This is a genomic window from Pseudomonas sp. B111 (genome assembly GCF_026428275.1).
GTDB lineage: Bacteria > Pseudomonadota > Gammaproteobacteria > Pseudomonadales > Pseudomonadaceae > Pseudomonas > Pseudomonas aeruginosa.
This window is the reverse complement of the sequence record NZ_CP097857.1, coordinates 2970322-2986802: the sequence shown is the minus strand read 5'-3', so window position 1 is coordinate 2986802 and position 16481 is coordinate 2970322. Positions and strand designations below refer to the sequence as shown.

At 66.3% G+C, this 16481-nt stretch carries 18 protein-coding genes; 7 read left to right on the top strand and 11 right to left on the bottom strand.

Translation table 11 applies throughout. The features are described 5' to 3' along the window. Positions 1 to 25 precede the first annotated feature (25 nt). Both fimL and nudC read left to right on the top strand, forming a co-directional pair. Positions 26 to 1714, top strand: coding sequence for a type IV pilus/biofilm regulator FimL (fimL, locus tag M6E97_RS13770; RefSeq protein WP_003087974.1), 1689 nt, complete (start codon positions 26 to 28; stop codon positions 1712 to 1714). After that, positions 1714 to 2550, top strand: a complete 837-nt coding sequence (nudC, locus tag M6E97_RS13765) for an NAD(+) diphosphatase (RefSeq protein WP_003139928.1) — start codon at positions 1714 to 1716, stop codon at positions 2548 to 2550. The genes fimL and nudC overlap by 1 nt, the downstream gene beginning before the upstream one ends. On the opposite strand, the gene M6E97_RS13760 is transcribed toward nudC, so the two are convergent. After that, positions 2518 to 3297 (bottom strand): TSUP family transporter, encoded by a 780-nt coding sequence (locus tag M6E97_RS13760; protein ID WP_015503102.1) that lies wholly within the window; start codon positions 3295 to 3297, stop codon positions 2518 to 2520. The genes nudC and M6E97_RS13760 overlap by 33 nt on opposite strands. 100 nt (positions 3298 to 3397) lie before the next feature. Between M6E97_RS13760 and M6E97_RS13755 the strand changes: the two genes are divergently transcribed. Beyond that, complete coding sequence (locus M6E97_RS13755; protein WP_021264648.1) at positions 3398 to 4042, top strand: hypothetical protein; 645 nt, start codon at positions 3398 to 3400, stop codon at positions 4040 to 4042. Here the strand turns inward: M6E97_RS13755 and M6E97_RS13750 are convergent. After that, entirely contained in the window at positions 4039 to 4944 is a 906-nt protein-coding gene (locus M6E97_RS13750) for a LysR family transcriptional regulator (protein ID WP_003098166.1), read from the bottom strand. The two genes, M6E97_RS13755 and M6E97_RS13750, sit on opposite strands and share 4 nt — an antisense overlap. Positions 4945 to 5075: 131 nt before the next feature. Here M6E97_RS13750 and M6E97_RS13745 point away from each other — a divergent pair, with 131 nt between their 5' ends. Next, positions 5076 to 5837: an SDR family NAD(P)-dependent oxidoreductase gene (locus M6E97_RS13745; RefSeq protein WP_034005416.1), complete on the top strand. Its 762-nt coding sequence runs from the start codon at positions 5076 to 5078 to the stop codon at positions 5835 to 5837. Positions 5838 to 5997: 160 nt separating this feature from the next. Here M6E97_RS13745 and M6E97_RS13740 read toward each other — a convergent pair whose 3' ends face one another. The 4 genes from M6E97_RS13740 to M6E97_RS13725 form a co-directional block, all read right to left on the bottom strand. Continuing rightward, positions 5998 to 6765, bottom strand: a complete 768-nt coding sequence (locus M6E97_RS13740; RefSeq protein ID WP_003087987.1) for an SDR family oxidoreductase — start codon at positions 6763 to 6765, stop codon at positions 5998 to 6000. A 24-nt stretch (positions 6766 to 6789) separates the two neighbouring features. Beyond that, complete coding sequence (locus tag M6E97_RS13735; protein WP_003087989.1) at positions 6790 to 7860, bottom strand: phosphotransferase family protein; 1071 nt, start codon at positions 7858 to 7860, stop codon at positions 6790 to 6792. Between the two features lie 257 nt (positions 7861 to 8117). Further along, entirely contained in the window at positions 8118 to 8432 is a 315-nt protein-coding gene (locus M6E97_RS13730) for an SCP2 sterol-binding domain-containing protein (protein ID WP_003087993.1), read from the bottom strand. Positions 8433 to 8492: 60 nt separating this feature from the next. Continuing rightward, on the bottom strand, positions 8493 to 9203 hold the full coding sequence (locus M6E97_RS13725; RefSeq protein ID WP_004349259.1) for a histidine phosphatase family protein: 711 nt from the start codon (positions 9201 to 9203) through the stop codon (positions 8493 to 8495). 233 nt (positions 9204 to 9436) lie between these two features. Between M6E97_RS13725 and sohB the strand changes: the two genes are divergently transcribed. Both sohB and M6E97_RS13715 read left to right on the top strand, forming a co-directional pair. Beyond that, the gene (gene sohB, locus M6E97_RS13720) at positions 9437 to 10462 is read left to right on the top strand and encodes a protease SohB (protein WP_003087997.1); all 1026 of its coding nucleotides are present in this window, start codon (positions 9437 to 9439) and stop codon (positions 10460 to 10462) included. Positions 10463 to 10520: 58 nt separating this feature from the next. Beyond that, positions 10521 to 11513, top strand: a complete 993-nt coding sequence (locus tag M6E97_RS13715) for a YhdH/YhfP family quinone oxidoreductase (protein WP_003087998.1) — start codon at positions 10521 to 10523, stop codon at positions 11511 to 11513. On the opposite strand, the gene M6E97_RS13710 is transcribed toward M6E97_RS13715, so the two are convergent. Both M6E97_RS13710 and M6E97_RS13705 read right to left on the bottom strand, forming a co-directional pair. Then, positions 11500 to 12375 (bottom strand): alpha/beta fold hydrolase, encoded by an 876-nt coding sequence (locus M6E97_RS13710; protein ID WP_003087999.1) that lies wholly within the window; start codon positions 12373 to 12375, stop codon positions 11500 to 11502. The genes M6E97_RS13715 and M6E97_RS13710 overlap by 14 nt on opposite strands. Positions 12376 to 12469: 94 nt before the next feature. After that, on the bottom strand, positions 12470 to 12907 hold the full coding sequence (locus tag M6E97_RS13705; protein WP_024947218.1) for a hotdog fold domain-containing protein: 438 nt from the start codon (positions 12905 to 12907) through the stop codon (positions 12470 to 12472). 122 nt (positions 12908 to 13029) lie between these two features. Between M6E97_RS13705 and M6E97_RS13700 the strand changes: the two genes are divergently transcribed. Beyond that, positions 13030 to 13611, top strand: coding sequence for a TetR/AcrR family transcriptional regulator (locus M6E97_RS13700; RefSeq protein ID WP_024947219.1), 582 nt, complete (start codon positions 13030 to 13032; stop codon positions 13609 to 13611). A gap of 64 nt (positions 13612 to 13675) precedes the next feature. Here M6E97_RS13700 and M6E97_RS13695 read toward each other — a convergent pair whose 3' ends face one another. The 3 genes from M6E97_RS13695 to M6E97_RS13685 all read right to left on the bottom strand — a co-directional run bounded on the left by M6E97_RS13695 (position 13676) and on the right by M6E97_RS13685 (position 16453). Next, positions 13676 to 14173 carry a DUF934 domain-containing protein gene (locus tag M6E97_RS13695; RefSeq protein ID WP_003088003.1) on the bottom strand — a complete coding sequence of 166 codons (498 nt, stop codon included), beginning with the start codon at positions 14171 to 14173 and terminating at the stop codon, positions 13676 to 13678. After that, positions 14157 to 15815, bottom strand: coding sequence for a nitrite/sulfite reductase (locus tag M6E97_RS13690; protein WP_003098180.1), 1659 nt, complete (start codon positions 15813 to 15815; stop codon positions 14157 to 14159). Before M6E97_RS13690 ends, M6E97_RS13695 begins: the two co-directional genes overlap by 17 nt. A 410-nt stretch (positions 15816 to 16225) precedes the next feature. Beyond that, positions 16226 to 16453, bottom strand: a complete 228-nt coding sequence (locus M6E97_RS13685) for a DUF2970 domain-containing protein (protein WP_003088007.1) — start codon at positions 16451 to 16453, stop codon at positions 16226 to 16228. Positions 16454 to 16481: the final 28 nt, after the last annotated feature.

Below are 16481 nucleotides of genomic sequence, written 5' to 3'. Positions count from 1 at the left end.
CTTGCGCGGGAGGCGCACTAGGCCGATGGTCACAGGAGCCACGTCCCTCAGTCTGGTGCGCGACGAGTTGTTCGCCACCATGGAACAGGCCGAACAGGGTCTTGAGCAGTTCATTGCCGAGCGGCAGAACGGCAGCCTGCTGCAGCACGCCGTCGAATGCCTGCAACAGATCCGCGGCACCCTCAACCTGATCGAGCTGGCCGGCGCCGAGCTGCTGGCCCAGGAAGCCCTGCAGCTGGCGACCGACATTCCCACCGGCGTCAGCGAGGAGCGCGACGGCCAGTTGGCAGCCCTGGGCAACGCCCTGTACGTGCTGCGCCGCTACCTGGAGAACGTCGAGGCCAATCGCCAGGAGATCCCCGAGCTGCTCTTGCCGGCGATCAACGAAGTGCGCTGTGCCGCAGGGCAGCCGGCGCTGCCGGAAAGCTTCTTCTTCAGCGCCCGCCTGGATATCCCGCGGCCGCCGAGCACCGCCATCGACCACCTGCCTTCCGAAGCCGAACTGGGCGAGGAAAGCCGGCGGATGCGCCACATGTACCAGATCGGCCTGCTCGGCCTGATCCGCGAACAGAACCTCTATCCCAGCCTCAAGCTGATGGGCCGCGCGCTGGCGCGCCTCGACAGCCTGCACGGCGGGGTGGCCCGTTCGCGGCTGTGCTGGATCGGCGCCGCGGCGATCGAGTCGATCGTCGATGGCCAACTGTTGCCGCGCAAGTCGCGCAAGCAACTGTTCTCGCGCATCGACCGCGAGCTCAAGCAATTGCTGATCGGCCCGGCCTACGAGGCGCCGCGCCATCTGCTCAAGGAACTGCTTTACCTGGTGGCGCTGTCCGACGGCCAGGGCCCGCGTTCGCGCGAGGTCCGCGAACTGCATGGGCTGGCGCCGCTGCCGTTCACCGACCACCTGCTGGAAGAGGAATCGCAGCGCCTGTCCGGCCCCGGCCAGTCGGTGATGCGTTCGCTGTCCACGGCGATCCGCGAGGAACTCGCCGGGGTCAAGGACATGCTCGACCTGATCGAGCGCGGCGTGGCCCAGCCGGACAGCCTGACCAACCTGCATGCGCAACTGGGCAAGCTGAGCAAGACCCTCGGCATGGTCGGCCTGAACTCGGCCGGCACCGCCCTGCAGACCCAGCTACCCACCGTGGCCGCCTGGGCTGCCAGCGGCGTCGCCGATTCGCCGCCGGCGTTGCTGCGCCTGGCCGATGCGGTGCTCTACGTGGAAAGCATGGTCGGCAACCTCGAGCGCGGCGAGCGCCGCATCACCCGGCCGACTCCGGCGGAGCCCGGGCAAGAAGCCGATGCGTTCGCCGTGCACCAGTTGGCCGAGGCGCGCATCGTGGTGATCGAGGAGGCCAAGGCCGGCCTGGCCCTGGCCAAGCGTGCGATCACCGCGTACCTGGAATCCAATGGCGACAAGCTCAACCTGGCCAACGTCCCGGCCAGCCTGCAGGCGGTCCGGGGCGGCCTCTGGTTCCTCGGTCAGGAGCGCGCCGCGCTGCTGGTCGGCGGCTGCGCCGACTACATCCAGCAGCGCATGATCGAGACCGCGCAGATGCCTTCGGAACAGATGCTGGAAACCCTCGCCGACGCCCTGACCAGTCTCGAATACTATCTCGAGGGCGGTGCCGTGCTGCGTCCGCAGGGCCAGCCGGATGTCCTCGACCTGGCCAGCGCCAGCGTCAAGGCGCTCGGGCTGCCGGTGGCCGCCTGATGGCCGGCGAGTCCCGCTGGCAGGCAGGTCGGCCGACTACCGCCCAGGTCGGCGGCTGGGTGCTCGCGCACTGTCAGCAGCGCTTCCTCCAGGACGACAACGGCCTGCTGTTCCCCCGCGAATGGCTGAAGCGCCAGGAACTCCCGCTGCTCGCCGAACATGGGGTCGGCCATTGGCAGGGCGAGCCGGTCTACGTGCTGGAACTGGACGAGCCGATCGAGCTACCGGGCATGGCCTGGGCGCCGTTGCGGCAGTTCATGCTGCACGGCGATTTCGATCAGTTCTGCATGCTCGGCTATGCCAGCCAGATCGGCATCTGGGCACGTCACAACCGGTTCTGCGGCAACTGCGGCACACGCATGCAGGCGCAGGACCACGAGCGGGTGATGCAGTGTCCGCAGTGCGGGCTGCACCAGTACCCGCGCCTGTCGCCGAGCATGATCGTCCTGGTGACCCGGGGCGACGAGGTGTTGCTGGCGCGTTCGCCGCGCTTCGTGCCGGGGGTCTACAGTACCCTGGCCGGCTTCGTCGAGGCCGGCGAGTCGGTGGAGCAGTGCGTGGTCCGCGAGGTGCGCGAAGAGGTCGGGGTGGAGGTCGCCAATCTCGAATACATCGGCAGCCAGAACTGGCCGTTCCCGCATTCGCTGATGCTCGGTTTCCACGCCGAGTACGTGTCCGGCGAGATCGTCCCGCAGGAGGACGAGATCGAGGACGCCCAGTGGTTCTCCCTCGATGCCTTGCCGCCGCTACCGGCGCAGCGCTCGATCGCCCGGCACTTGATCGACCTGTACCTGGCGCGCCGCTCAGGCGCCGCTGAACCAGTGCTGCCAGGCTAGCCGCGCGGTCAGCGCCAGGACCACCAGGATGAACACCGGGCGAATGAACTTCGCCCCGCCGCCGATAGCGGTGCGCGCGCCGAAATAGGCGCCGACCATCAGCGACGCACCCATGCACAGGCCGAGCAACCAGATCACCTGGCCGGAGGCGACGAACACCGCCAGCGCCACTATGTTGCTGACGAAGTTCATGCTCCGCGCCACACCGCTGGCGCGGACCAGGTCCAGCGGGTACATGAGCAGCGAGCTGACGGTCCAGAACGCTCCGGTGCCCGGTCCCGCCACGCCGTCGTAGAAGCCCAGGGCGAGGCCCTGCGGCCACTGGCGCTTGCGTCCGACCGGCGCATCGGCGTCCAGCGGCGCTTTCGGCGTGCCGCCGAAGAGCATGTAGAGGCCGCAGGTGAATACCACCACCGGGAGCATCCGGTTCAGCCACTCGGCGGGCAGCAGGTGAGCCGCCCAGGCGCCTATGGCGGCGCCGATCGCGGTGGCGAGCAGGCCGTTGCGCCACTTCCCGGGATGGAACAGCTTGCGCCGGTAGAAGGTGTAGCTGGCGGTCGCCGCACCGAAGGTCGAGCTCAGCTTGTTGGTACCCAGCGCCAGGTGCGGCGGGACCCCGGCGGTGAGCAGCGCAGGGATGGTCAACAGGCCGCCGCCGCCGGCGATGGCGTCGATGAAGCCGGCGAGAAAGGCCACCACGGCCAGGATGATCAGGGTGCTGGGGTCTATCGCGAGTTCGAAGGGCATGAAAAACCGGACCTGCTTCCAATCGGGAAACGGCCTCGCTGGCCGTCGGGAGGAGGGGTGCGCATAATGCCCGCAATTTCACGCAGAAGGAATCGCTTGCATGCAGTACGACGGTCTGGCCTGGGCATTCGCGTTACTGGCCTTGCTGGCCGCCCTGGTCGCGGTGCGCATCCTCTTCGAACGCACCTGGTTCCTCGGCTGGCTGCGCGGCACCTGCGGCTTGGCCTTCGTCGCCGTGGCGGGGCTGTTGCTGGTGCTCGCCTGGGACCTGCGCAGCTATTCGCTGCTCAAGCCCGAGCAGCCGATGGCCACCCTGAGCTTCCAGGCCGAAGGGCCGCAGCGCTACCGGGTGCTGATCCAGGAGGGCGCCAACGAGCGCAGCGTGGTGCTGGACGGCGAACTCTGGCAACTGGACGCGCGGATTTTCCGCTGGAAGGGACTGGCCGCGTTGATCGGTCTGGCGCCGGGCTATCGCCTCGACGCGCTCAGCGGCCGCTTCCTGGCCCTCGAGCAGCAGTCCCGGGGCCGCCGCCTGGGCTTGTCGCAGAGTCCGCTGGGGGTCGATCTCTGGCGCTGGCTGCGGGCCGGCGAGCACGACCTGTTCCTGTTCGAGCCGCTGGCGGGGCGGGTGACTTTCCTGCCGATGGCGGACAAGGCGGTGTTCGCGGTGAACTACGGCGTCGCCGGGCTGCTTGCCGAGCCGATGAACCTGGCGGCCGAGGAGGCGCTCAGGGACTGGCGCTAGGCCATGCGAAAAGCCGGGGCGGCGGCGATCGCCTGGGCGGTTTCGCGAAAGCGTTCGATGAGTTCCGACGGCGTGCGGTAGGCCAACGCCAGCCGATAGGGAATTCGCGCCCGCCGCCCTTGCAGGGGACGAAAGGTGACCCCCGGCGGGCGCAACGGTTGTAGCAGCGAAGGCACTAGCGCGACGCCGATGCCGCCGGCCACCAGCCCGGCGATGGTCTGCATCTGCCGCGCCTCCTGCACCACCTCCGGGACGAAGCCGGCTGCCGCGCAGGCGGCGACGATCAGGTCGTGCATGCCCGGCCCATAGTGCCTTGGGAACAGCAGCCAGGGTTCTCCGGCCAGTTGTTCCAGGCGCAGGCGCGCATGGCGTGCCAGCCGATGGCCTTCGGGCAATGCCACGCGCATGTCGCCGTCCACCAGTAGATGCGTGTACAGGCCGGGTTGGCGGTCGACCGGCAGGACGATCAGGCCGGCATCGATGCGGTCTTCGCGCAGCGCCTCCAGTTGCCCCGCGGTGGTGTCTTCCTGGAGCTGGAAGTCCAGCGCGCCATGCTGTTGGCGGAATGCCTGGAGTATGCGCGGTAGCAGAATATTGATGGTGCTGTCGACGAACGCCAGGCGCAACGTTCTGCGTCCGCTGGCGGCGCTGCGCGCGGCCGCCAGGGTGCGTTCGGCCTGGGCCAGGGTGCGCCGGGCTTCGTCGAGGAACGCGCGGCCCGCCGGCGTCAGGCGGTGGATACGGTTGTCACGCTCCAGCAGGCTGGCGCCGACTTCTTCTTCCAGCCGCCGGATCGCGGTGGTCAGCGGTGGCTGGGCCATGTGCAGGCGCTCAGCGGCGCGGCGGAAGCTCAGCTCCTCGGCAACCGCGACGAACTGGCGGAACTGGCGCAAGTCGGCCATTGCGATATCTCCCGGATATGGTGAGTTAAGAAAGACAGTATTGGATATATCGCGGCGAATCCGTCGAGAATCCATCCGTACGCTCGCTCTGGCCAGACGAGGCGTTCCATCCCTCACAGAGGAAGCCCGTCATGCACACTCATTCTCCAATCCCCCGTACCGCCCTGGTCACCGGCGGCTCGTCGGGCATCGGCCTGGCCATCGCCCGGCGCCTTCGGCAACAGGGTTATCGGATCGCCCTGGTGGCCCGTGACTCCCAGCGCCTGCAACGCGCCGCCGCCGAGTTGGGCGGCGTGCCCTGGATGGCCGCCGATCTTTCCCAGCGCATGGCTGTCGAGGCGGTGGCCGCCTGGGTCGGCGACACCTTCCAAGGGCTCGATGTGCTGGTGAACAATGCCGGGTTCACCCGAAAGATCGCCGCCACCACTCCGCTGGCAGAGGCCGAGCGGGAATGGGATGCGCTGCTGGACGGCAACCTGAAAAGCGCGTTCCTCATGTCGCTGGCGGTGTTGCCGCATTTCGCGGAAGAGGGCGGGCGGATCATCCATATCGGATCGATCGCTGCGCAGACCGGTAGCGGCAGTCCCGGTGCGCTGGGCTATGCGGCAGCCAAGGCCGGCCTGCATGGCTTCGGCGTGGCCCTGGCGCGGGAACTCGGTTCGCGCGGGATCACAGTGAACAGCGTGGCGCCGGGTTACATCGCCGACACCCGGTTCTTTCCCGGCGGCCTCGATCCGCAACGGGTCGCCGCCATCGTCGGCGAGACCCCGCTGGGCAGGACCGGCCGGGTCGAGGACATCGCCGCGGCGGTGGCCTGGCTGGCCTCGCCCGAGGCGGGGTTCGTCACCGGAACGGTGGTGTCGGTGAACGGTGGCTGGCGGGTCGGCAACTGAAGTGGAGGCGGCGGGTAACACCTATGGGGGTACTCGTCCGGCTACCCGAGAACGCAGGTGAATAGCCGTGGGGCGCCTGTCCCGCGCTGGTGCGAGGCATTGGCAATCCTGAAATGAAAAGAGGGAGCCCTGGCTCCCTCTTCGCGCGTTCGCCGTTCCGTCAGGAAAGGAAGCCGCCGTCGACGTTCAGCGCCACGCCGGTGGTGTAGCTGGACGCTTCGCTAGCCAGGTAGAGCACGGCGCCTGCCATTTCGCTCGGCTCGGCCACGCGCTTGAGCGGGATGCGCTGCAGGGCGAGGTTGCGGATCGCGTCGTTCTTCACCAGCGCCGAAGCGAACTTGGTGTCGGTCAACCCTGGCAGGAGGGCGTTGCAGCGGATGCCGAACTGCGCGCATTCCTTGGCGAAGACCTTGGTCATGCTGATCACGGCGGCCTTGGTCACCGAGTAGATGCCCTGGAACTCGCCGGGCGATACGCCGTTGATCGAGGCCACGTTGATGATGCTGCCGCCGCCGTGTTCCTTCATCAGCTTGCCGCCCTCGATGGACATGAAGTAGTAGCCGCGGATGTTGACGTCGACGGTCTTCTGGAAGGCGCCGAGGTCGGTTTCCAGTACGTTGCAGAACTGCGGGTTCGTGGCGGCGTTGTTGACCAGGATGTCGAGGCGGCCGAACTGCTCGCGGATCTGTGCGAAGACGTTCTGGATCTGCTCCATCTCGCCGATGTGGCAGGCGATCGCGGTGGCCTTGCCGCCCTCTGCGGTGATCGCGTCGGCGACCGCCTGGCAGCCGTCGATCTTGCGGCTCGAGACGATCACGTGGGCACCTTGCTGGGCCAGCAGCTTGGCTATCGCCTCGCCGATGCCGCGGCTGGCGCCGGAAACGAAGGCGATCTTGCCGTCGAGGTCGAACAGGTGGGTCTTGGACATGGGCTATCCCCTTGTAGTGGTCGGTTACAGGCGGGAGCGCTCGATGGCCTGCAGGCTCATCTGCTCCAGCAGCTTGTTCATCTGCACGAACTGGGCGAAACGCTTGTCCTGGGTCTGCCCGTGGTAGTAGCGGTAGTAGATCTGCTGGACGATGCCGGCAAGACGGAACAGGCCATAGGTGTAGTAGAAGTCCAGGTTGTCGATCGGCGGGATCCCGGCCCGCTCGGCGTAGTAGTCGGCGAACTCCCGGCGGGTCAGCATGCCCGGCAGGTGGCTGGGCTGGCGGCGGGTCAGCTGCACCGGAGCCGGGTCGCCGGCTTCCACCCAGTAGGCGAGGGTGTTGCCGAGGTCCATCAGCGGATCGCCGAGGGTGGCCAGTTCCCAGTCCAGCACGCCGATGATCTGCATCGGGTTGTCCGGGTCGAGGATCACGTTGTCGAAGCGGTAGTCGTTGTGCACGATGCCCGGCTTGTGGTGATCGGCCGGCTGCTTGTCCTTGAGCCAGGCCTTGACCGGTTCCCAGAGCGGCGCGTCGGGGGTCAGGGCCTTCTCGTAGCGGTCGGTCCAGCCGGCGATCTGGCGCTGCACGTAGCCGTCCGGGCGGCCCAGGTCGGCCAGTCCGCAGGCGGCGTAGTCGACGTTGTGCAGTTCGACGAACTTGTCGATGAAGCTCTTGCACAGGCTGCGGGTCTGTTGTTCGTCGAGATTCAGCTCAGGCGGCAGTTCGGCGCGCAGGATGATGCCCTTGACCCGTTCCATGACGTAGAACTCGGCGCCGATCACCGACTCGTCGGTGCAGTAGAGGTAGGCTTTCGGGCAGTAGGGGAAGCCTGCGTTCAACTGGTTCAGGATGCGGTATTCGCGGCCCATGTCGTGGGCCGACTTGGCCTTGTGGCCGAATGGCGGGCGACGCAGGACGAACTCCTGGCGCGGATACTCGATCAGGTAGGTCAGGTTGGACGCGCCACCGGGGAACTGGCTGATCTTCGGGGTGCCTTCGAGGCCGGGGATATGGGCTTTCAGGTACGGGTCGATGACGGCGGCGTCAAGTTCTTCGCCGGCGCGGATGCGAGTGGATTGGTCGGTCAGCGACATGGGGTTCCCTTCTCGTGGTGCCACGGCGGAGCCGCGGGAGCCGGTGCGCGCATCAGGCTGCGCAATGATGGTGGCCGGCGATAATTGGCTAATCTAATGCCCTGTCCCGGCCCTCACAAGCCGCCGCCGGGCGTTATGGGCAAGCGTGTTGCCGCTCCATCACGGTCCCTGATCGTCGGCCTGGAGGAATGCCGGACGAAAAAAAACCGGAGCCGCGAGGGACTCCGGTTTTCCTTCTGGCATGGCGCCGGAAACGGTCAGACCGGGAACAGTTCGCCCAGCTTCATCGCCAGCATCATGTCGCCTTCGGCGCGCAGCTTGCCGGCCATGAAGGCCTGCATGCCGTCGGTCTCGCCGCTGGTGATGCCCTTCAGGGTTTCGCTGTCCATGATCAGGGTGACGTTGGGGTTCTCGGCGTCGCCCTGTACCACTTCGCAGGTACCGTCCTTGACGACCAGGTAGTGGTTGTCGCCGTCTTCGATGTTGAACTGGAACACCAGATCCAGGCCGGCGGCCGCGCTGGCGTTGAACTTGCTTTTCATGGTGGAGACGATGTCAGCAACGGTGGTCATGGGTTCTATTCCTTTCTTCTAGGGTTTTTTCGGCGACCGGAACGGTCGCGGTAGGCCGGCTCATCGATAGGTGATGAGTTCCGGCGCCTTCAACAGTTCCAGGTGCACGTGACTGTTGAAGGAAGCCAGGGACACTTCCTCGCCGCGGAATCTCAGGCGAGTCAGCGAGGTATTGACGATCTGCCAGTTCAGCTCGAAGGCCTTGAGCGGCGGAACGCCGACGATCAGTTGGAGCAGGGCGGTAATGGTACCGCCGGAGGTAAACACGGCGACCCTGTCCTTGCCGCTGGCCTGCGCCAGCAGACGACGAAGACCGTCATGGACCTTATCGAGGAATTCCTGCCAGCTTTCCAGCCCATCTTTCTCATGGTTGCCGGAAACCCAGCGCGCGATGATGGTGGAGAACAGGCGCTGGAACTCGGCCCGATGCTCGGCCGCATGGCGAAGGATGTGCAAGGCTTCCGGCTGCTCCTCGAGCAGGTCCGGCAGGTGCGCGCGGATCACCGCGTCGGCTTCGAATTCGTTGAACGCCGGATCGACTTCCAGCTCCGGCGTGGCCAGCCCGGAGGACTCCAGGCGTTCGAGGGCGGCGCGGGCGGTGTGCTGCTGGCGGCGCAAGCCGCCGCTGAGGACGCGGTCGAAACGGACGCCGAGGTTCAGCAGGTGGTCGCCGAGGATTTCCGCCTGGCGGATGCCGGTCGGCGACAGCACGTCGTAGTCGTCGGCACCGAACGACGCCTGGCCATGTCGAATCAGGTAGATGCTGCCCACGGGCGGACCTCGGCGGGTGAAAGTTCCGCGAGGGTATGAGGATCACCCAGGGCTGTCAACGAAAAAACATACGCTTGTTTGAATGTCATTCGCTGCCTTTATCGGCTGCTCCGGGCGCGCCCTGCAAAGGCTCTCCAGGCAGCGGCATCGCTGGCCGCCCGTCGGTGGCCTGGGTATGCTTGCGCAATCGTGTCGCCCGTAGACGGGTGCGTCAACAGTAGAGAGGGGGTTGTGTGGAGTTCATTGCCGAATATGCGGGCTTTCTGGCCAGGACCGTGACCGTGCTGGCGGCGATCATCGTGGTGCTGGTGGTGATCGTCGCCCTGCGCGGCCGCGGCCGGCGCGGCGCAGGCGGGCACCTCGACGTGCAGAAACTCAACGATTTCTACAAGGACCTGCGCGAGCGGGTCCGCCACAGCGTCCTCGACAAGGCCAGCCTCAAGGCCTTGCGCAAGGAGGAGAGCAAGGCGGCGAAGCAGGCGAAGAAACATCCTGAACAGAAGTCGCGGGTCTACGTGCTCGATTTCGACGGCGACATCAAGGCCTCGGCTACCGAGCAACTGCGCCACGAAGTGACTGCGGTGCTGAGCATGGCGGGCAAGGACGACGAGGTGGTGCTGCGCCTGGAAAGCGGCGGTGGCATGGTCCATGGCTACGGCCTGGCGGCCTCGCAACTGGCGCGCATCCGCCAGGCCGGCGTGCCGCTGACCGTGTGCGTCGACAAGGTGGCGGCCAGCGGCGGCTACATGATGGCCTGCATCGGCGATCGGATCCTTTCCGCGCCCTTCGCCATCCTCGGCTCGATCGGCGTGGTGGCGCAGTTGCCCAACGTCCACCGGCTGTTGAAGAAGCACGATATTGACTTCGAGGTGCTTACCGCCGGCGAATACAAGCGTACGCTGACGGTATTCGGCGAGAACACCGAGAAGGGCCGGGAAAAGTTCCAGGAGGACCTGGAGGTGACCCACGAACTGTTCAAGAACTTCGTGGCCCACTACCGGCCGCAACTGAACATGGACGAGATCGCCACCGGCGAGGTCTGGCTGGGCCAGGCCGCACTGGGCAAGCTGCTGGTGGACGAACTCAAGACCAGCGACGAGTACCTGGCCGAGCAGGCCAGGGAGCGCGATGTCTACCAGGTGCAATTCGTCGAGCGCAAGAGCCTGCAGGAACGCGTCGGCCTGGCCGCCAGCGTGGTTATCGACCGCGTGCTGGTGACCTGGTGGGGGCGGCTCAACCAGCAGAAGTTCTGGCAATAGGCCGGCGCCGACAGGGACGAACACGCTGTCTTCAGGGTTTTCACGAGAGGAGGTCGAAATGGCTGTATTCAAGGCGTTGTGGGTGACGGAAGCGCCCCACGGCGTTTACGAAACGCAGGTGGTCGAGCGCGATACCGGCGACCTGCCGGCGGGCGACGTACTGATCCGCGTGCAGTATTCCTCGCTGAACTACAAGGATGCGCTGTCCGCCAGCGGCAACCGCGGGGTGACCCGCAAGTACCCGCATACCCCCGGCATCGATGCCGCCGGTGTGGTCGCCGAGTCCTCGGTGGCCGAGTTCGCGGCCGGCGACGAGGTGATCGTCACCGGCTACGACCTGGGCATGAACACCGCCGGCGGTTTCGGCCAGTACATCCGCGTGCCCGCGGCCTGGGTGATCAAGCGCCCGCAAGGCCTGAGCCTGCGCGAGGCGATGATCCTCGGCACCGCCGGCCTGACCGCGGCGCTCTGCGTAGAAAAGCTGGAGCGCAGCGGCCTGCGCCCCGACCATGGCTCGGTGCTGGTCACCGGCGCCAGCGGCGGGGTCGGCAGTATCGCCGTGGAACTGCTGGCCAAGCTCGGCTACACCGTGGCGGCCGCCACCGGCAAGCTGGAGCAGGCCGAGTTCCTCAACCGCCTGGGGGCCAAGCAGATCCTCGATCGCGCCACCGTGGCCGATGGCGTCGACAAGCCGTTGCTCAAGGAACAGTGGGCCGGCGCGGTGGACACCGTCGGCGGCGACATCCTCTTCAACGTGGTCAAGTCGTTGCAGTACGGCGGCAGCGTCGCCTGCTGCGGCCTGACCGCCGGCGCCGGCTTCAAGGCCTCGGTGCTGCCGTTCATCCTGCGCGGGGTCAACCTGCTCGGGGTGGACTCGGTGGAGCTGCCGCTGGTGGTCAAGGCATCCATGTGGGACAAGCTGTCGCTGCAATGGAAGCTCGACAACCTCGAAGAGGTGGCGCGCGAGATCGCCCTCGAAGAGCTGCCGGGGGCGATCAACCAGATCCTCGCCGGCAAGCTGGTCGGCCGGGTGCTGGTCAACCTCGGCTGAGGGCGTTGCCGGAGCCCAGCTCCGGCAACAGGTAGCCCGCCCAGAGCGATTCGGCGAACTGCGGCCGGAAGAAGCCGAAATGGCCGATGTGGCGGGCGCCGATTTCCTCGGGAGCGATGCGCCAGGCGGTTTTCGGCGCTTCGCGGTAGAAGCCCAGCAGCGACTCGATGCTGCGTCGGGACATCATTTCATCGTCGGTGAACGACAGCGACACGATGGGCGTGCGTACGGCGGAGAAGGCGCGGCGGATAGCCTCGCCATCCGCGAGGGCGTACTGCGGATGCAGGCACCAGCGTCGCCATTGTTCGATCACCCCGCGCGGCAGGTCGCCGACCATGCCCAGGCGGCGCCCGGGAAAATAGCCGAGCAGCGGCGTCAGCAGGGGCGCGACGAGGTACCAGAACAACCAGACCTTGTTGCGCAACCGCGGGCTGTTTTCCTTCCAGTAGCCACTGCCGCTGGCGATGCTGAAGACCCTCTCGATACGCTCGCGCCCTTCGACGAAGGGCAGGATCTGGCCGCCCAGGCTATGGCCGATCCAGTACAGGGGCTTGCTCCCGCTCTCGGCGAGCGCGGCGGCGAGCATGGCGCTGCAGTCATGACGGGCCCAGCCCAGCACATCGACCTCGAGACCGCGCAGCGAGCCGTTGCGCGATTGCCCCATGCCCAGGTAGTCGAAGGTGATGGCCAGGTAGCCGCGCTCTGCCAGCCAGGCGGCGAAGGGCGCGTAGAACCGCTGTTCCACGCCCATCGCCGGGACGATCAGGAGATAGCCGCGCGGCTCCCCGGCAGGCCGGTACCAATGGCTGGCCAGCGGATGGCCGTTGCCGTTATCGATGAGGCGTGGTTGCGGAGGGTTCATGCCGGTCTCCGTGGTCTGCTCATGGCTTCGAGAATAGAGCTGGCCGCCAGGGCGCCTCCAGCCGGCCGAAAGCACGGCCGGGGCGCCTTGGCGGTCAGGCCTGGCTGACGTACATGGTGATCTCGGCGCGGAATACCGGCTTGTCGTCGACATAGGCGACCACCGGCACCACCAGGTTGCCGGTGGCTTGCCAGTCGATCTGGCTGCCGTCGGCCACCGCGCGCACGTCGCCAGTGGCCTTGACCAGGTACTCGACGGTCATGCCGCGCGGAATCCAGCGATGGCCGGCGGGAATCGAGGCGTCGGTCATGGTCCCGGCGGCCAGTTCGGCGGCATTGCACAGGGCGATGGCATGCACCGTGCCGATATGGTTCAGCACCTCGCGGCGCTTGGGGAAGGTGACTTCGGCATAGCCGGGACGCAGTTCGACGAACTGCGGGGCGATGCTGGCGAAATAGGGTGCGAACTGGCCGATCATGGCGCTGAACTGGGCCGGGCCGACCTGCTGGTACATCTGCATCATCTGACTCATGGAAAACTCCGGGCGTTTCAGGATTGAAGATGTGTGCGCACCGGGGCAGTATACGAAGGTTAGAAATTTATTCTAGAAAAATATTCTAGTCAGCGTTTCGACGATTATCGACAAGGACCGACATGGGCCGTTCTTCCCGCAAAGACGAGATTCTCCAGGCCGCCCTGGCCTGCTTCAGCGAGCATGGCGTAGACGCCACCACCATCGAGATGATCCGCGACCGTTCCGGAGCGAGCATCGGTAGCCTCTACCACCATTTCGGCAACAAGGAACGCATCCATGGCGAACTGTACCTGGCCGGGATCGGCCAGTACGCGGCGTTGCTTGAAGCCGGCTTCGCCAGGGCGTGCAGCGCCGAGGAAACGGTCAGGTTGCTGGTCACCAGCTATATCGACTGGGTCGTGGCGAATCCTGACTGGGCACGCTTCATCCTGCACAGCCGCGGGCGGGTAGAGGCGGGGGAGTTGGGCGAGCGCCTGCGGGCCGACAACCAGGCCCACTTCGCGCGGATCCATGCGGCGCTGGCGGGATATCGGGCCGAGGGCCTGTTCCGCGAGATGCCGGACGACTGCTTTGCTTCGGTGGTGATCGGCCCGGCCCACGACCTTGCCCGCCAGTGGCTGGCCGGGCGAACCCGGGTGGCGTTGGCCGACTGTCGCGAACTGCTGGCGCAGGTGGCCTGGGACAGCGTGCGGGCGGCCTGAGGCGTCCGTGACCTCGGGAACGAAAAAGCCCCGCGGCTGCGGGGCTTTTTCGTCAGGGCCGGGTTCAGCCGCGGCGGCGGAACAGCGGCAGCGGCTGCTCCACCGAGGTCTGGTAGACCTCGCTGAAGTCGTCCAGGCTGGCCAGGGCGTCTTCCGGGCTGCGGTCGGCACGGATGGCATAGGCGTCGAAGCCGCAGCGGCGCATGAAGAACAACTGGTCGCGCAGCACGTCGCCGATCGCGCGGATCTCGCCCTTGTAGCCGTAGCGCTCGCGCAGCAGGCGCGCGCTGCTGAAGCCGCGGCCATCGGTAAAGGCGGGGAAGTTCACCGCGATCACCTGGAACCTGTCGAGGTCGCCGGCGATGCTTTCCGGCTCCTCGTCCGCGTCCAGCCAGACCCCCAGGCCGCCGTCGCGGCCGCGCAGGGCCGGGCCGTGCTCGAGCCACAGGGCCAGCGGGATGATCACGTCGTCGCTGTTGGGTACGCTTTCCAGGGTCGCGTCCTTGGGCAGCAAGTGCCAGCGGTCGTCGACCACCTGGCGGTCCTTAATGATTCGCTGCATATACGCGCTCCTTGAACGGGTCGATACCGATACGGCGGAAGGTGTCGATGAAGGGTTCTTCCTCGGTCCGGCGTTCCACGTAGACCTGGATGATCTTGTCGATCACGTCGGCCATCTGCTCCTGGGCGAAGGACGGGCCGAGGATCTGCCCGAGGCTGGCGTCGCGCGCCGAGCTGCCGCCGAGGGAGACCTGGTAGAACTCCGCGCCTTTCTTGTCGACCCCGAGGATGCCGATGTGGCCGACATGGTGATGGCCGCAGGCGTTCATGCAACCGGAGATGTTCAGGTCGATGTCGCCGATGTCGAACAGGTAGTCGAGGTTGTCGAAGCGGCGCTGGATGGCCTCGGCGATCGGGATCGACTTGGCGTTGGCCAGGGAGCAGAAGTCACCGCCCGGGCAGCAGATGATGTCGGTCAGCAGGCCGACGTTGGGGGTGGCGAAGCCCAGTTCGCGCAGTTCGCCCCAGAGGGCGAAGAGTTCGCCCTGCTCGACGTCGGCGAGAATGATGTTCTGGTTATGGCTGTTGCGCACCTCGCCGAAGCTGTAGCGGTCGGCGAGATCGGCGATGGCCTCCAGCTGTTTGTCGGTGACGTCTCCCGGCGCGGTGCCGGTGGGCTTCAGCGAGAGCGTCACGGCGACGTAGCCGGGCTTCTTGTGGGCGAAGGTGTTGCGTGCGCGCCAGCGGGCGAAGCCGGGGTGCTCCGCGTCGAGCCGGGCGAGGGATTCATCGAGGTCGTCGAGGGCCTTGTAGGCCGGATCGACGAAATGCGCGGCGACGCGCTGGACTTCCGCCTCGGTGAGGGTGCTCGGTCCGTCCTTGAGGTTGGCCCATTCGGCCTCGACGCGCTCGGCGAAGACTTCCGGGGTCAGCGCCTTGACCAGGATCTTGATCCGCGCCTTGTACTTGTTGTCGCGCCGGCCATAGCGGTTGTAGACGCGCAGGATGGCATCCAGGTAGCCGAGCAGGTGCTGCCAGGGCAGGAATTCATTGATGAAGCTGCCGACGATGGGGGTTCGGCCCAGGCCGCCGCCGACCGAGACGCGGAAGCCGAGCTCGCCGGCCTCGTTCTTCACCGCCTCCAGGCCGATGTCGTGCACTTCGATGGCGGCACGGTCGCTCACCGCGCCGTTCACCGCGATCTTGAACTTGCGCGGCAGGTGGGCGAACTCGGGGTGGAAGGTCGACCATTGGCGGATGATCTCGCACCAGGGGCGCGGGTCCACCAGCTCGTCGCGGGCGACGCCGGCGAACTGGTCGGTGGTGGTGTTGCGGATGCAGTTGCCGCTGGTCTGAATCGCGTGCATCTGCACGGTGGCCAGCTCGGCGAGGATTTCCGGCACGTCTTCCAGCTCCGGCCAGTTGAACTGCACGTTCTGCCGGGTGCTGATGTGGGCGTAGCCCTTGTCGTAGTCGCGGGCGATCTGCGCCAGCTTGCGCAGTTGGCGCGAGGAGAGCAGGCCATAGGGAACGGCGATGCGCAGCATCGGGGCATAGCGCTGGATATAGAGACCGTTCTGCAGGCGCAGCGGGCGGAACTCCTCACCGGTCAATTCACCCGCCAGGTAACGGCGGGTCTGGTCGCGGAACTGCTTGACGCGGTCCTCGACGATCCGTTGGTCGTACTCGTCGTATACGTACATGAATATTCCTGCTGTCAGGCTATGCGGCTTACTGCGTTAACCAGCGCGCACGGCTACGCGCTCCACGCGGAGTGGGCGCACGATACCAGTTCATATTTATGCGTAAAAGTGATGTTTGAGTATATGGTAAGAACCGAAAAGACTAAGTCGCCAGGCAAGCATAACCGCTTCGCAACGGCGCCTTTCTTGAGCGATGGGCGGCGCTGGTCTTAACTGGAGGGTGCCTTTCGATGTCTTCGTCCCGATACCCACAAGAAACAGGGGGAGTCATGAGCGAGCCGAGCAAAACCCAGGAAAACCGCGACAGCGTGGTCGACGCCCGCGCGGCCTTCGTCCTGATCCTGCTGGTGGTGGCTACCGCGGTGTTCTGGGTCAGCCACCAGTGAAAGCCCGCCTCGGCGGCGCAGAGGTCACAGGCCGCTGAGGCTCAGCACCAGTTTCACGATCCCGGCCAGCAACAGCACGAACACCAGGGTGAAGAGCAGGCCCAGCATGATGAAGTGCACGGGCTTGCCGTGGCTGAAGTCGCGGGCGCGGTTTCGCCCGCTCTGTACGCCGAAGGCGGCAGCCATCACGCTGTGCAGCATCTGCCAGAAGGTCGGCGGCTTCTGGTTCGGTTCTTCCGTCTCGATACCCATCGGTGGTCCTCCCTTTTCCATACCTGCC